The organism is Bifidobacterium sp. UBA744 (assembly GCA_002298605.1).
Taxonomy (GTDB): Bacteria; Actinomycetota; Actinomycetes; order Actinomycetales; family Bifidobacteriaceae; genus Bifidobacterium.
Map to the genome: position 1 here is coordinate 9,083 of DBKS01000011.1, position 15,176 is coordinate 24,258.

General features: G+C 62.6%; 16 protein-coding genes and 1 pseudogene. 6 read left to right on the forward strand and 11 right to left on the reverse strand.

Annotated elements, in window-relative coordinates; genetic code table 11:
- Positions 1-392, reverse strand: a pseudogene (locus tag B2994_RS01210) (glutamate--tRNA ligase family protein); the annotation flags it as partial.
- Positions 393-492: 100 nt separating this feature from the next.
- Between B2994_RS01210 and B2994_RS01215 the strand changes: the two are divergent.
- Positions 493-1,272, forward strand: a complete 780-nt coding sequence (locus tag B2994_RS01215) for an ABC transporter permease (RefSeq protein WP_291526619.1) — start codon at positions 493-495, stop codon at positions 1,270-1,272.
- 115 nt (positions 1,273-1,387) lie between these two features.
- Complete coding sequence (locus B2994_RS01220) at positions 1,388-2,347, forward strand: DUF805 domain-containing protein (protein WP_291526585.1); 960 nt, start codon at positions 1,388-1,390, stop codon at positions 2,345-2,347.
- A gap of 103 nt (positions 2,348-2,450) precedes the next feature.
- Here the strand turns inward: B2994_RS01220 and B2994_RS01225 are convergent, their stop codons facing one another.
- Together B2994_RS01225 and B2994_RS01230 are read right to left on the reverse strand one after the other, a co-directional pair.
- On the reverse strand, positions 2,451-3,341 hold the full coding sequence (locus tag B2994_RS01225; RefSeq protein WP_291526586.1) for a hypothetical protein: 891 nt from the start codon (positions 3,339-3,341) through the stop codon (positions 2,451-2,453).
- Between the two features lie 26 nt (positions 3,342-3,367).
- Positions 3,368-4,027 carry a histidine phosphatase family protein gene (locus B2994_RS01230; protein ID WP_291526587.1) on the reverse strand — a complete coding sequence of 220 codons (660 nt, stop codon included), beginning with the start codon at positions 4,025-4,027 and terminating at the stop codon, positions 3,368-3,370.
- Between the two features lie 231 nt (positions 4,028-4,258).
- Between B2994_RS01230 and B2994_RS01235 the strand changes: the two genes are divergently transcribed.
- Positions 4,259-5,590 (forward strand): MFS transporter, encoded by a 1,332-nt coding sequence (locus B2994_RS01235; RefSeq protein ID WP_291526588.1) that lies wholly within the window; start codon positions 4,259-4,261, stop codon positions 5,588-5,590.
- Positions 5,591-5,614: 24 nt separating this feature from the next.
- On the opposite strand, the gene B2994_RS01240 is transcribed toward B2994_RS01235, so the two are convergent.
- Complete coding sequence (locus B2994_RS01240) at positions 5,615-6,148, reverse strand: GtrA family protein (protein ID WP_291526620.1); 534 nt, start codon at positions 6,146-6,148, stop codon at positions 5,615-5,617.
- A 186-nt stretch (positions 6,149-6,334) separates the two neighbouring features.
- Between B2994_RS01240 and B2994_RS01245 the strand changes: the two genes are divergently transcribed.
- A complete protein-coding gene (locus tag B2994_RS01245; RefSeq protein ID WP_291526589.1) occupies positions 6,335-6,682 on the forward strand; it encodes a phenylpyruvate tautomerase MIF-related protein in 348 nt (115 codons plus the stop codon).
- A 150-nt stretch (positions 6,683-6,832) separates the two neighbouring features.
- Here B2994_RS01245 and rplI read toward each other — a convergent pair whose 3' ends face one another.
- From rplI to B2994_RS01270, 5 genes are all read right to left on the reverse strand, one after another.
- Entirely contained in the window at positions 6,833-7,276 is a 444-nt protein-coding gene (gene rplI / locus B2994_RS01250) for a 50S ribosomal protein L9 (protein ID WP_291526590.1), read from the reverse strand.
- Between the two features lie 17 nt (positions 7,277-7,293).
- On the reverse strand, positions 7,294-7,542 hold the full coding sequence (gene rpsR / locus B2994_RS01255; RefSeq protein WP_033890661.1) for a 30S ribosomal protein S18: 249 nt from the start codon (positions 7,540-7,542) through the stop codon (positions 7,294-7,296).
- 54 nt (positions 7,543-7,596) lie between these two features.
- A complete protein-coding gene (gene ssb, locus B2994_RS01260; protein ID WP_291526591.1) occupies positions 7,597-8,205 on the reverse strand; it encodes a single-stranded DNA-binding protein in 609 nt (202 codons plus the stop codon).
- A gap of 47 nt (positions 8,206-8,252) precedes the next feature.
- Positions 8,253-8,549 (reverse strand): 30S ribosomal protein S6, encoded by a 297-nt coding sequence (rpsF, locus tag B2994_RS01265; RefSeq protein WP_291526592.1) that lies wholly within the window; start codon positions 8,547-8,549, stop codon positions 8,253-8,255.
- A 136-nt stretch (positions 8,550-8,685) separates the two neighbouring features.
- Positions 8,686-10,803 carry a DUF4012 domain-containing protein gene (locus tag B2994_RS01270; RefSeq protein ID WP_291526593.1) on the reverse strand — a complete coding sequence of 706 codons (2,118 nt, stop codon included), beginning with the start codon at positions 10,801-10,803 and terminating at the stop codon, positions 8,686-8,688.
- Between the two features lie 381 nt (positions 10,804-11,184).
- On the opposite strand from B2994_RS01270, the gene B2994_RS01275 reads away from it, so the two are divergent.
- Together B2994_RS01275 and B2994_RS01280 are read left to right on the forward strand one after the other, a co-directional pair.
- A complete protein-coding gene (locus B2994_RS01275) occupies positions 11,185-12,468 on the forward strand; it encodes an ABC transporter permease (RefSeq protein WP_291526594.1) in 1,284 nt (427 codons plus the stop codon).
- A gap of 1 nt (position 12,469) precedes the next feature.
- The gene (locus B2994_RS01280) at positions 12,470-13,489 is read left to right on the forward strand and encodes an ATP-binding cassette domain-containing protein (RefSeq protein WP_291526595.1); all 1,020 of its coding nucleotides are present in this window, start codon (positions 12,470-12,472) and stop codon (positions 13,487-13,489) included.
- A gap of 32 nt (positions 13,490-13,521) precedes the next feature.
- On the opposite strand, the gene B2994_RS01285 is transcribed toward B2994_RS01280, so the two are convergent.
- A complete protein-coding gene (locus B2994_RS01285; RefSeq protein WP_291526596.1) occupies positions 13,522-14,571 on the reverse strand; it encodes a LacI family DNA-binding transcriptional regulator in 1,050 nt (349 codons plus the stop codon).
- Positions 14,572-14,612: 41 nt separating this feature from the next.
- A partial coding sequence (locus B2994_RS01290; RefSeq protein ID WP_291526597.1) for an alpha-L-arabinofuranosidase C-terminal domain-containing protein occupies positions 14,613-15,176 on the reverse strand: 564 nt, incomplete at its 5' end.

Below are 15,176 nucleotides of genomic sequence, written 5' to 3' on the forward strand. Positions count from 1 at the left end.
GGGGTGGAGAAGGACTCATAGGCATAGCCGGCCTCCAGCAGCTTCGCGGCGACGTCCTTGTAGATGGCGCCTCGCTCGGACTGGCGATAGGGGCCGTGCGGCCCGCCCACGTCAATGCCTTCGTCCCAGTCGATGCCCAGCCAGCGCAGGGATTCAAGGATCTGGTTGTAGCTTTCCTCCGAATCGCGCGCGGCATCGGTGTCCTCGATACGGAACAGCAGGGTGCCGCCCGTGGCACGCGCCTCGGCCCAGTTGAACAGGGCCGTGCGGATCATGCCCACATGCGGGGTGCCGGTGGGAGACGGGCAGAAACGCACGCGCACGTTCTTCGGCAGCGCGGGCTTGCCGTCCTTGGGTTCGTAGTATTTCACAGTGTTGTCAGCATCAGTCATGGGCACCATTGTGCCGCGCGAACGGGACGTGCCCACCGCCTATGATGGGGGCGTCCGCAGTCTCCTCACCTTACTGCGGACGGAAAGCAAGGTGATTCCGATGAAACTGGCCGACCGGCTGAAACGGTACATTCCCACGATTGTCGCCATCGTTGCGCTGCTGGTGACGTGGGAGCTCTGGGTGGATCTGGGCCACGTCAACCGGCATTCGTTCTCCGCGCCCAGTGAGATTGCGGCCTCATGGGTGGACGTGTGGCCGAAGATGTGGGCCGCCACCACGGTGACGATCCAGGAGGCGCTGGCGGGCTTCGCATTGGCGCTGCTGTTCGGCATTCTGCTCGGCGTGCTGTTCTACTGCTCGCCGCTGCTCAACGCCGCCTTCTTCCCGCTGCTTACCGCCGCGCAGACAATGCCGCTGATCACCATCGCGCCGCTGTTCATCATTTGGTTCGGCTTTGAGATTTCCGGCAAAATCGCCCTCATCGCGGTGTTCAGCCTCTTCCCCATCGCCGTGCAGACCATCCGCGGCCTGATGGCGGTGCCCCGGTATTACGAGGATGTGGCCCTCACCTGCGGGGCCACGCGGGCTTGGACGCTGTGGCATGTCAAACTGCGCGTGGCCGCCAGGCAGATTTTCGGCGGCATCCGCATCTCGGCCTCCTACCTGTTCGCCACGGCGACCACGGCCGAGTACATGGGGGCTCGCAAGGGCCTGGGAATCTGGCTGCAGATGGCGTACAACTCCTTCCGCACGCCACTGATTTTCTGCGCGACCTTTATGATCGTGTTTCTGACCGGTCTGGTGCTGCTCGCCGTCGGCATCGCCGAACGCGTGCTGCTCGGCGACGACGACACGCTGGCGTTCGAAGAAGACGGCTGAGAACAGCGTAAGAACAGCGAGCGGGACCGCCCGATTCGATTCATGGGAGATGGGAAATCGCCGTTTGTGTGCGACAATGGTAAGTGCATGGCACAGCATGTCGAAAGGGACGGCGATGACCTACAACAACCCTCAACCGCAATCGGATCCCAACCAACCCACCAACGGCCAATCGGGCAACGGTCAGCAGCCTTCACAGCAGCAGCCCGTGCAACCCGCTCAGCCGCAGCAGCAGATGCCGCCGCAACCAGCGCAACCCGCTCAGCCGACGTACGGCCAGTACGCTCCGCAATCTGGCTACCAGCAACCGGCGTACGGCCAGTATAGCCAGTACAGCCAGCAGCAACCCGGCTACCCGCCCTTCGAACAGGCACAGGCCGACAGCCGCACCAGTCCCAATCCATACGCCGCGCAGCCCGGCTATACACAACCCGGCTACCAGCAGCCCGGCTACCAGCAATCCGCGCCCGGCACCCCCCTGCCCCAAGGCAACCCGTATTACAACTACGCGGCCGGCGGAACACCACCCATCAACCAGCCGTGGTACGGCATTGGATTCGGCGACGCCGTCAAACGTCTGTTCGCCAAGCCATTCACCGTCAAAGGGCGGGCTTCGCGCGGCGAATTCTGGTGGACCGTGCTGTTCTTGGTGCTGTGCTCTGTCGGCGTCGATCTGATCACCTTCCTCCTGGGCGCACCCGGCCAAGTGATCGCCGGCATCTGGTCCATATTCGCCGACATATTGCTGGTCATCATCGGCATCCGTCGGCTGCACGACACCAACAGGTCGGGCTGGTTCATGCTCATCCCGGCCGCGCCCGCCGCGATATCGACGATTATGACCTATACGGTGGGTCTGCGTTTCCTCGACGACCTGCAACTGCTCGCCTCAACCGTGACGAACATGCAGTCCGAATATGAAATCGAACGCCTGGCCGAGATGTTCTTCGCCTCACACGCCGAAACGATCGCGATGATTCTCGGCGTCTCGCTTGCCGCATTCGTCGGCTATGTGATCGGCATCGTGCTGCTCGCAGGCCGCACCAAACCCGCGGGCGCCCGATTCGACGCCTGACACGGCCGAAATACCGCAAGAGCCCGTGGAATCCGGAGGATGGGGATTCCACGGGCTCTTTGCATTGCACCGCCACGGAACCGCCACGGGCTGGCACGGCATCTTACAATTCGACGGTTTCCTTGTTCGGATCGTCCTTGACGTGGGCGAACTTGGCGGCCAACGCCTCCTTGTTGCGCTTTTCATCCTCTTCCTTGGCCTTCTTCTTGGCCTCGTCCGGATTCCACAGCACATCGTCGTAATGCTTCTTCCACTCGGCCTGGGCGAGCGGAGCGACGAACTCGGCAGTGGCGTCAAGCACCGAGCCGCCTTCGGAAGCCACGTGGGCGCGACGGGCCAGCAAAGCCGTGATTTCCTCCAACGTCATGAGAATCCGCGGCAATGCGATTTGCTCGTGCAGCTCGTTGACCACCAGCAGCACGGGCAGCGCAGCACGCACATCCGACCCGTCAGGCGCCACCACAGCCAACAGCTTGTCGCATGCCATCAGCGCCACGGCAAAGCGCTCAGCCACGCCATCCGCTCCGGCGGCCCCGGAAGCCTCGCTCCCCGACAGGGCCCGTTCCACACCTCCCAGCACGTCAAGCACACGATCGGCAACCGGCCCGGACCAGTCGACGCCAAGAATGCGCGCGGCCTCGACCACCAACCGGACATCGCCGGTTTCGGAGAACGGCGACATGGTCTCATAGGCATCATTTGCGTTAAGCAGCGCATCCACGATCTCCTGCGGGCGGCCGGGGATCGAATCGGCGCCCTCATAGACAAACTCGGCGTCGGGAACGGTCACATCCTGGCCGCTTATCGCCCGCGCAAACACACGGGTGACACGCACCTGCAGATTCTCGGCATATTTCACGTCGTTATCCATCTGCATGGCCTGCGTCAGCGGCCACAGCGAAACCAGCTCATCACCCTGACTGGCGGCCTGCCGCACCGCGGGCAAGCCGGCCACATGCGCCACCATGGCGCGATCAAACGTAAACGTCGTCATACCGACCATTTTAGCCAGTCGGGCATTCACGCCACGTGAGCCGCGGGATCCACATATGTGATGCTCATCACCCGATGGCTGGCATCGTCGAAGGTGATGGACGTGATGGATGCGAGCGCCGTGTGGCGCAATAGCATATTGTGTTCCGGACGACCCTTCTCCAGCAGATGCCTGAACGTCCAGATCGGGGATTCGTGGCTGACGACGATGATCTGCCGCCCGGGATACTCGTCCACTTTCTGCGAGACGAAATCGCTCATGCGCTCGGCGATATGCCGGTAGCTTTCACCCCATGACGGCTTGTACAGATTGCGCACCAACGCGAGGTTCTCCGGCCTCCACAGCGCCCCGTCGCCATGGCCGATTCGCCTGCCGCGAAATTCGTTGCCCGCTTCGATCAGCCGTTCGTCCGTCGCCAATTCGATTCGGGTCTCGCCGCGACCGATGCGCTCGTTGTTGAGATGGCCCAATATGATCTCCGCGGTTTCACGGGTACGGTCCAGAGGAGACGAATACACCGCCGCAGCCGTGTTGATCTGCGGGCTTTGCGCGATATAGCGGCCGGTGGCATCGGCCATGCGACGACCCCGATCGGACAGATGGAACCCGTCCAATCGTTCGTACAGCACGTGATCGGGATTGAAAACCTCGCCATGGCGAACAAGATGAATCGTGGTGGCACTCATGGCTTCCAATGTACTCGCCGGGGCATAGCATATGATGAGCGGCGCAGGTACAACCTTTACGCGGAACGATTTCCTTCCAGGGCGGCAAGGAACGGTCGCGGGTGACGTGATGGGCCGGAGACGCGGCGCGGATCAGGAAAGACAGCCTGAAACGCCCGGGAGCGACGGAACACAAGGCCCGAAATCGCCAAGGGCAAAGCATAGAGCAAGAGCAGGGCATAAGAAGGAACCATGGCAGGATCAGTCATCACCGGCATTCGAGATATCGCAGCCCGCATCTTCGGCGGCTATGCCGAACTGCTGCGCATCCCCCACACCGCGCGGTTCTCCATCGGATCAGTGATCGCCTGCATGCCGTTCCCCATGGTTGGCATGACCATCACCATCTCGGTGCAGTACTACTACGGCAATTATTCGCTTGCCGGCATGCTCACCGCCATCCAGGCCATCGCCCTGGCCATCACGACGCCGCTGCTCGGCAAACTCGTCGACAAGTTCGGCCAACGGCAGGTGTCCATCCCCACCATCGTTATCTGGATGATCGCCGCCGTGGCCCTGACCACGTCAATCACCAACCGCGCCCCCGAGTGGGTGCTCTACATGATCACGCCGTTCATGGCGGCCATTCCGCCATGGGGCGCCATGAGCCGCGGCCGCTGGACGCATCTGCTCACAGGCGACCGCAAACGCACCGATCGGGCGCTGAGCCTGTGCGGCGTCTTCGACGAATGCATGTGGGTGATCGGCAACCCGCTCGCCTCCACGCTGGCCGTGATCTCCGGGCTGCTGGCCTTCTCCTTCACCGGCGTATGCGTGATTGTCGGCGCCCTGATGTTTCTGACCGAGCTGAGCACCGAGCCGCCCAGCCAGACCCAGCTCGCTCGCGCCGCCGGACTGACGCGGCGTGAATACCGCGAGCGCGAGGCGGCAAAGGCGGCGGCGCTGCAGGGGGACAGGCCCCAGAAGAAGGAGTCGATCTGGGGGCCGGGTCTCATCGCCGTATGCGTCACCTGGTTTGGACTCGGGGCCTTCCAGTCGGCCGCGTCGATCGCCATCATCTCGTTCGCCACCGAACAGGGCATGAAGCAATACACCGGCTTCGTATTCGCCTGCTTCTCGTTCAGCTCGCTGATGGGCGCATTGGTCTACGGCGCCAAGAACTGGACGATCCCGCTGTGGAAGCGTTTCTACTTCTGCCTGGCCGTGGTGAATCTCGGCATCGGCACCTTCATGTTCGCCCACAATCTGTGGACCATCATGGTGATCTATCTGATCATCGGCGTCTGCCAGGCGCCCACGTGGATCAACGGCAACCAGCTGATGCTGCATCTGGTGCCGCCCACGCGGCTCACCGAGGGCATGGCGTGGATGGGCGCGATGAACTCCATCGGGGCTTCCGCCGGCTCGGCCATCGCGGGCCAGTTCATCGACCGGATGGGCTCGCACGGCGGTTTCCTGGTCGTGACCACTTTGGCGCTCGGCTCACTGCTTATCGCGTTGATCGGATTCAGGCAGATCAAGGACGGCACTGAAAAGCCCACGCTGCAGGAGGTCGCCGTCTGACCGGCCCGGAAGCGCCCCGCAAGACTACTTGGGCCAGCCGGCCGGGGTGTGGTCAATGGACCATTGGCCCAGTTTATGAGAGAAGCTGTTCTGCCACTTGGCCTCAAGCTCCTCGGGGGTCAGCCGGTTGTCCGCGGACTTGAGACGGTTCATGGCGTTGGTGTGCGTATCGTCCAGCAGCCATTTGCGGATCAGGAAGTTCCAGATGGCCACCACGACAGTCGCGACGATCTTGCCGGCGTTGGTGCGGAGCATGTATTCCGCATGCTGGCTGATCATGGCGTCATGGTTCATGCCGAAGGTCGAGATATAGATGATCACCTCGTTGATGCCCAGGCCAATCGCCGAGGACACGAAGAAAATCAGGATCTCCATCCAGCGGGCCATATCATCGCGATGCTTGAACACATACTTCATGCTGGCGATGTAGTTGAAAGCGAGGGATATCAGGAAGGAAACGGTGCTGGCCAGAATATTGTGCACATGGAAGGCCAGCAGCAAGTTCATGATGCCGTAGTCGATGACGAAGGCGATGATGCCGACGATGCCAAACTTCATAAGCTGTTCAATCAGTTTTCTCACGAGTGACTTTTATACACAAGCTCTCTGACCTCCGCCGGACAATGGGCTGGATCTGCGCATAATCCCCGCCGAACGTCCGCATAACGCGTCACGACGCCCGTCGGGGCGCAGTGCGCCCGCGTGTAGGATGGGCGCTGTCGACCCTTTTCGCAAGGAGGAACCATGCCCGTCATTCACACCCATGTTTCGGTCAGCACCACGCCCGAGCAGCGCGAAGCCCTGAAAGCCGCCTACGGGAAGGCGATCGCCGCCGTGCCCGGCAAGTCCGAAAGCTGGCTGATGTGCCCGTTCGAGGACAATATGCCCATCTATTTCGCAGGCGACGACACCAAACCCGCCGCCTATGTGGAGGTCAACGTATTTGGCCGCAGCGTGCCGGGTTCGGCGTGGGAGAAGCTGACCGAGCAGATCACGGCCGCCTTGGACAAGGAGCTGGGCATTCCCAAGGATCGCCTGTACATTCGCTATGCCGCAACCACCGACTGGGGTTGGAACGGCAGTAATTTCTAGGCTGCACTTAAACCGCCGGCATGGCGAGCCGCCGGCGCGCCAGCTGTCGCGCTTCCGGCGCCCCCGTTGCCGCAGCGACATACGAAAATCCCCGTCCGGCGACAACCGGGCGGGGATTCCCTGCTTAAGCTCGGGTCAGTCAGGCCGAAATCACTCGGCGACGACCTTGACGGTGAAGTTGGCCGAGATCTCCGGGTGGAGCTGGACCGTGGCGGCGAACTCGCCGGTGGTCTTGATGGTCTCGACCTTGATGGCCTTCGGATCGACCGAGGTGGTCAGGGCGGAGGCGATCGCGTCGGTGGACACGGCGCCGAACAGCTTGCCGGATTCGGAGACCTTGGCGGCGATCTCAACAGTGGTGCCCTCGATGGCGGCCTTGGCGGCGACGGCATCCTCACGGGTGGCGACGGCCTTGGCCTGGCGAGCGCGACGCATGGATTCGATCTGGGAAGCGGCGCCCTTGCTCCACGTGAAGGCGAGGCCCTGCGGGATCAGGTAGTTGCGGGCGTAGCCGGGGCGAACCTCGACGACGTCGCCGGAATGACCCAGGTTGGAGACGGTCTTGGTGAGGATGACCTTAGTTTCCTTTGCCATTGTTCTCTAGCCTCCTATCAGCGACCGGAAGTGGCGTACGGCAGCAGAGCCATCTCGCGGGCGTTCTTGATGGCCTTGGAGATCTCGCGCTGCTCCTGCACGGTGACGCCGGTGATACGACGGGAACGGATCTTGCCGCGATCGGAAATGAACTTGCGCAGCAGCGCGACGTCCTTGTAGTCGATCTCGGTGATCTTGGCAGCCTTCAGCGGATTCGGCTTCTTCTTAAACGGCTTGACCGGCGGCTGCGGCCTCTTGCGTGACATTCTGATGTTCTCCTTGAATTAAAACGTAGCGATGCAATGAATCGTTGCTAATGCCTAGAACTCGGGCTCGTCGCTATCCGAACCGAAATCGGAGGCGCCACCATAGGACCCGAAGGAGCTGCCGCCTGACGGCGTGCCCCACGGATCAGTGCCGGTGGCCGGCGCGGGCGAGGCGGGAGCGGACTGCTGGGGCTGTCCGCCGAAGCCGGCGGAAGCGCCGCCCGAATATCCGCCGCGACCGGCGAATCCACCGCCATTGGCGCCACGATTGCCCTGGAAGCCACTGGAGTAGCCTCCCTGGCCACCGGACGTACGGGTGATGGCGGCAGTCGCATAACGCAGCGACGGGCCGATCTCATCGACGATGAACTCGGTCGTGTAGCGGGTTTGGCCCTGATTGTCCTGATACTGGCGGTCGCGCAAACGGCCGGACGCGATGACGCGCAGGCCCTTTGACAACGAGCTGCCGATATTGGCGGCCAGATCGCCATACGCCACGCACCGGAAGGAGGCGCGATCGCCATCCTCCCACTCATTGGTGTCGCGGTTGCGGCGGCGGGTCGTGGTGATCACGGTAAATGTGGCCCACGGGCCATTGTTGCCCTGACGAACTTCGGGATCAGCGGCAAGATTGCCGATGATGGTGAACGTAGGTACTGCCATGGCGATTACCCCTTAGCAACGCACCGATTGCTCGGTGAAGAAACGATTTACTTGGCGTCCTTACGAAGGATCTTCGTACGGATCACGGACTCGTTGAGGTTGAGGACACGATCCAGCTCGTCGCTGGTAGCGGGCTCGGCGGTGTAGGTCACCACAACGTAGTTGCCTTCGGACTTGCCGGCGATCTCGTAAGCGAGCTTACGACGACCCCAGTAATCGGTTCCATCCACGGAACCGCCCTCGTTGGTGACGATCTCGAGATACTGCTCGGTCAGCTTCTTCAGACCGCGCTCGTCAAGCTCAGGATCAGCAATGAACATCAGTTCGTACTTATGCGCAGACATCACCCACCTCCTTCGGACTAATCGGCCGCGGACGTTCCGCGACAGGAGTGTGTTTGCGAGTTGCGCCACGGAGAACCGGGGCACAACCTGCCCGATCATACCCCGGCATCTGGACCGCGCGCGGCGCGCGATCGCATCAGGCGATGAGCGACCTCAGCCGGACGGGGCACGACATCGCCCCGCGGAACTGATCCAGTGAATCCAACGCGCCTTCGTCCGACTGCGCCGAGGACCCATCCGACGGTGTCGCGCTCGGCGTCAGCAGCGTGAGCGGGCCGGGCGTGGCAGAATCCCCGGCCGCGGCGTCGGACCCGTCATCGGTGCCGGACGTCGTTCCCGTGCCGTACCGCTGGTCCTGCTGGGCGTCAGGCACGTCGGCGCCGCACTGATCCACCACAGCGCCGCCGGAACCTGTGAATTCGCCCTGTTCGGTCACAATCGGCGTGGTGACGACGTTCAACGGCGACGCCGCCTGCTCCGCCACGCGCACGGTGAATGCAACGGTCACCGTTTCACCCGGGGCGATGCCACCGGTGAGCCGCAGATTGATGAATTGATGGCCATCGGCGACGCCATTGGCGGCGAACTCGCCGGTTTCATAGGCGATTGACGTGATCTCGCCGCCTGCGGGAGCCATGAAGAACAACCTGGGCTGCATGGTGCCCGACCCGTTGGCGCCGGTTACATAGACGGGCAGCGATTCCGCCTGTTCCTCGGTCATGGTGTTATGCATGGTGAATTCCACCGTGTACTCGTCTCCGAGATTGCGGGTGGCGATCTGCTGCAGCGAGGTGGAGCGCGGACGCGCGTTGACGTTGTTGCTCAGACGGCTCTGGGACTGTGCAAAGTTATCGCCGCAGGTTTTGGTCACCGTCATCGACGTGTCGAGATACCAGTCGAGCTTGCTTGGTTCCGCCTCGGTCACATAGACACCGGCGGTGGGGTTCAGCGGGTCGTCGGGCAGCATGCCGGCCACGTTCAGGTCAAGCACTTTGGTCTGGATCAGCGCCGCCAGCTCATTGTCATCCGCCATCCAGAGCTTGAGATGCGACGAGGCCGACACCGTGCGGATCGCGCGCAGCACACCGGAAGCCGAACCGGAGTTGAGATGCGAGAAGACGCTGGTCATAATCGCCTTGGACGCCTCATTGGTATAGGGGTCCTGCGTGTCGGAATCCGGGTAGTCCACATACAGGTCCGACAGGAAGAATTTGGCGGTGTTTTGTCCGTTGAGCATCCGGCCGTCCGACAATGTGACGTCGGCGGTGGCACCGATCAGCGCCTGCATCACCACCGGATCGATCGCTATGACGCCCGCCACGTTGATGTTCTGATTGCCGTCCTGGGCGTTCCACATATTCTTCAGCGTCTCGGCGGCGCGCTGGAAATCGGGGTTCACCGTGGTGGTCTGCGGGAAACTGTACACCTGCGAACCGAATACGGCGCCTTCCGTCAGATTCTGGCTGTCGAACGGTCCCGTGCCGTATTTGTACGCGGACGTCACCTCGAAATCGCCGATGGTCACCTTGCCGGCATCCACGGTGATCGGGGCCACGTTGCCGACCATGCCGCCTCCCGAACGCAATTCGGCATTGTTGTAGATGGCCACCAGATAGGTGCGCTGGCCATCGGCGCCGAGCAGCTGCGGGATCAGCTCGACCAAATCGTCGTATTGGGACAGGAGTTCGTCGACGGATTGCAGCGCGTTTCGACCGGCGGCCACCAGGCTCGCGACCTGCGCGATGCTCGGCTCCGGCACCTGATTGAGCGCCTCCACCTCGGTTTCGATGCTGGTGTGCGCGTTGTCGACGATGCCGGGCACCTCAAGCAGAGCGCTGACGTCCACGGTTTTGTCCTCCATCGAAAAACCGGAGAGCCGCTGGGACAGATTCATCAGATCGGTGAACGGCCCCTCCGCCAGATTGCCCACGGCGTTCAGCATGGTGCGCACGGCGGTGATGTCGGCGCCCACGGTGCTGTGGTCACGGACCAGGGACCATTTGGTGGTGTCCAGTTCGTCGCGCAACTTGCGCGCGGAGGTCACCAACCTGTGCGAGGATTCGGAGAGGCCTTCATCGGAACCGCACCCCAACGCGGCATTGGCCAAATTCTCGGCCGAGGTAATCATGCGATTCGCCTCATAAGTCATTTTGACCACCGAGCTGCCGTACACGATGAAGGTGGACAGCAGCAGTCCCAGCAGCGCCGAAATCAGCACGTACAGGCATTTGGCCACCAGGGACCAGCCTTCCACCGCCGATAGATTCCTATGGCCAGCGCGGTCGGTATGACGTGGAATCGAACGCATAATCACCCCTCATTTTCCGGCCTGCAGGTTCACGAGCTGTACCACAGTGTACAGCGCCCCCCTTAACGCCCGCATGACCGTCCCCCGCAGGCGGCCCACGATGTCCAAATCCACGCATTGCCAGCATTCTTTCAGGGTCCATGCAGTATTACTGTAGACAGCGGCAAGAAAACATTGACAACATGCGTTGATAGTGGAGCATGGGTCCCAGGGACCGGCGCGACTGACGCGTGAAGACAGAAGACAACAACCGGAGTAGCAAGCATGTTCGTTCTCAAGAACGTCTGGACCACAATGATGCGGCATAAGGCTCGCACCATATTCGTGATGTTGGTTAGCCTTATCGTTTCGGCCGGATCGCTGTTCGGCCTGTCGGCCCGGTACTCCTACGAATCCGCCATCGGGCCGATCTACCAGTCCCTCTCCCCGCAGGCGCGCGTCGCCGTCGACCGCCAGAAGGTCCTCTCCTCGTCAGCCAACAAAGACGCGTCGCAAATCGACTGGAACACCTACAACTTCTCATGGAAGCAGTGGACCACATACGCGGAGGCGCTGGACAGCGCCAGCATCCAGTTCACGCCGATGTACGACGAAACCGCGAAGGTCGCGGCCGTCGACGGCCAGATCCAGCCCGTGGACGGCTCAACGCTCACCGTCACCGGCTTCTACGACTCGGACTCCTCCAAGCACGGCCCGCTCGGCAGCTACACGGTGGTTGACGGCGCGGATCTGAAAACCGACGATGCGGACCAGTCCAACGCGCTGATCCCGAAGGCCCTGGCCGACAAGAACGGCACCAAAGTGGGCGACACGATTACGGTCGCCATGTCGTCCGACACCTCGAAAACCATAACGCTGACGGTCACCGGCATCTACACCAACGACGGCGCCGCCGGCGACCCGGCGTTCGGCAACACGCTGGACCCCAACAACGCGATCTACGTCAGCTACTACACCTTCGGCAGCCTGGGACTGAGCCCCACCGACGAGGACAACAACACCAACCCGGTGAACATCGTGTTCAAACTGAACTCGCTCGCCGATTTCTCCACCTTTGAAAGCACGCTGCGCAAGGCGGGACTCAGCGACGACTACACGATCTCCGCCCCGAACGTGGACGACTACAATCGCGACATCATCCCGCTCAGGCAGCTCGGCGAGAAACTCACCCCGGCGCTGATCGCACTGTGGAGCGTCTGCGGCGTGCTGGCGGCTCTGCTCATCGTCTGGACGCTGGCGCGTCGAGGCGAGGAGATCGGATACGACATCGCCATGGGTGTCAGCCGCCCGCGCATCGGATGGCAGTTCGCCCTCGAGCTCATACTGCCGGCCTTCGTAGGCGTGCTGGCCGGTTATCTCGCCGCCGGTTTCGGCACCGGTCCGATTGTGGCCAAGCTCACCACGGAAGTGCACGGCACCCCGCTGTCCAGCCTGATTTGGCAGTGCATCTGGGCCGCGCTGGGCGCGTTCGTCGTGCTTGCGATCATTACGTGGATTCGCGTGGCCTGCTATCGCACCACCACGCTTTTCGCAGCCCGCACCCATCCGGATACCGTCGACGCCGCAACCCCCGACGCAACGGATACCGACAACGCAGCCAAGGAGAACTGACATGACCGACGACACCAAGGACACCAAGGACGACGAAGCCATCGAGGCCGCCGACTCCGCAGTCGCCGAGAACAACGACGCCGACGACGCGAATCCGGACGCCGAACCGCAGCAGCCGGAGATCCCCTTCGGCATCGTCTATGACGACGAAACGGACGATAAGCCCGGTTCGCCGGATGCCGCCGAAGCGGGCGGGCGTCAGCCGGCGATGGACCAGACCGACGCGCTGATCGCCTCGTTCCTCGGAACCGACGCGGCATCGCCATCCGCGACCGACGCCACGCCCGTCTCCAAGGAGAAGCCCGCCGAAGCGGCACCGGTAATGGTCGCTTCAAAAATCGACCGGGAAATCACCAATAACGATTCCATCGTCTTCTCCACATATCCGACGCTCGCTTTCAAACACGTCACCTACACCGTAAAAAAGGGCGTGGAGCCACTGATCGACGATGCGGACTTCGCCTTCCACAGCCGCCGCCTCTATGCGGTGCGCGTGCATTCCGACGAGCAACGCATCGCGGCGATCAGCCTCATGGCCAATATGGCGCATCCCACCACAGGCCATGTGATGTTCAAAAGCAAGGATCTGGAGGAGCTGACCGGCGCCGAATACCGTGGACATTTCGCAGGCCTGATCCCCCAGCTCAATGCGGTGCGCGGCGAACTAAGCGCGATGGACAACATCGTCAACGCGATGGAGGGATCGGGACGGAACTTCCTCAAGCCCAAGCCGCTGATCGCCGAATCACTGCTGAACAAAGTGGGCGTCGCCAGCGAATACCATGACGCGCTGGTCGCCACAATGCCCGACGTGATGCGCCGCCGCGTGGCCATCGCCAAGGCACTGTGCTGCGAGCCGTCGCTGATCATCGCCGATAATCCGGTGCTGGACATCGAGGACCCGGAGCGAGGCGAACTGCTGGACCTGTTCAAGCGCATCGCGCATAAGGACGGCAAAACCGTGATCATCATCGACTCAACGGACGGACCGTTGCCGGCGGACAGGACGTATACGCTCTGACAGCCCCCCCCCGACGGGCCGACGATCCGCCGCTACAGCACCGCGGAACCGCGGACGACCACGCGATAGTCGGTGACCGCCTTGCGCGCCGGCCCGTCATACCCCTCGATCCGATCGACAAGCATGTCCACCGCCGATTTGGCGTACCCGATGACATCCGGGTCAATGGTCGTCAGCGCCGGAGTGGAGAATTCGGCGTCCGGCACGTTGTCGAACCCGGTGACCCGCACATCGCCGGGCACTTGGATTCCATGCTTCTGCAGCTCCGAAATCACGCCGAGGGCGGAGGCGTCGTTCAGACAGATGATCGCATCGGGCAACGGCAGCTCCGATGCCAGCAGCGCCCGCACCCCCTGGGCCCCTCCCACGCGATTCCATCCGGCGGGAATGGTCATATATCGCCAATCCGGTTCCATCCCGCGCTGGCGATGCGCCTGCACCACGCCGCGCACGCGCTGGGCGGTGGCGCCATCGCGGCGGGCCAGCAACCGGGCGCGTTCCTCTTCGCCGACACCGTTCAGGCAGGTTCCCATCGTTGCGATGACGCGGTTCCCGGCATCCAACAGACGCCCGGTGAGCTCGGTCACCGCGGCGGTGTTCGGCATCGTCACCCAATCGGCATCCCCTCCGACCGCCACGGGATCGAAATCGCCGACGGTAACCACCGGATACGGCTGGTCCAGTGTACCGGCGGACGCATAGCCGTGCGCGGGGAAGAAGATCCATCCGTCGGCGCCCATTCGATAAGTTTCGGCGAGAATGTCCTCCACGTTGCCGTCGCCATAGGTGTCGGCGATCACCCCATAGCCGCGTTCCCTCGCGGCGACGATCACACTGTCGGCCAGATAGGGCATGAATGGCTGGCCGAAGCCGGCCAGGGCCAAGCCGATGAGCTTGGTACGGCCGGCTTTCATGGCACGCGCGGAAACATTAAGACGGTATCCCAACCGCTTCATGGTTTCCTGTACGCGAGCGCGAGTGTCCGGGCGCATCGACCCCGTCTCATTGATGACATTCGACACGGTTTTGATCGAAACGCCCGCTTCGCGCGCCACATCGGTGATGGTGACTCGTTTACCCATACTGTGAGTCCTAATCCGACCGAACCGAGGCCACCCCGGCGCTAACGCACCTCGAGGGCCGTCCACGACACCGGCGGCAACGTCACACGCACCGTGCCGGACGCACCGTCCAGAACCGCGGAGGCGTTGGTCCGCGGGACGACCCGGTCCGGGTCCACCGCGGTATTCACGGCGTTGATGTCGTCCTCGTGCAGCGTACGGGCCGACGCCGCGGACCACGAACCGTCCACCGGCTCGGGAAGCTTCAGTTCGAACTGCGCAGCATGGTCGAGCGAACGGTTCACGGCGAATGCCGCAATACCATGGTTCGCCCTATGCACGGCCACCGCGTTCACGCCGGGCACCTCGCCATAGCAGTCGGTGTGCACGGTGTCGGAGTCAAGCTTCGGCGCATACACCGTACCGCCCTTGGCGAGCTTCGCCGTGAGGGCAAACGGATAGAAGGTGGTCTGACGCCAGGCGGGCCCGCCGTTCTCCGTCATGATCGGAGCGATGACGTTCACCAACTGGGCGAGGCTGGCGGCATGCACACGATCCGCGTTCTTCAACAGTGTGATCATCAAATCGCCGAACACCACCGCGTCAAGCGCCGAATACACGTCCTC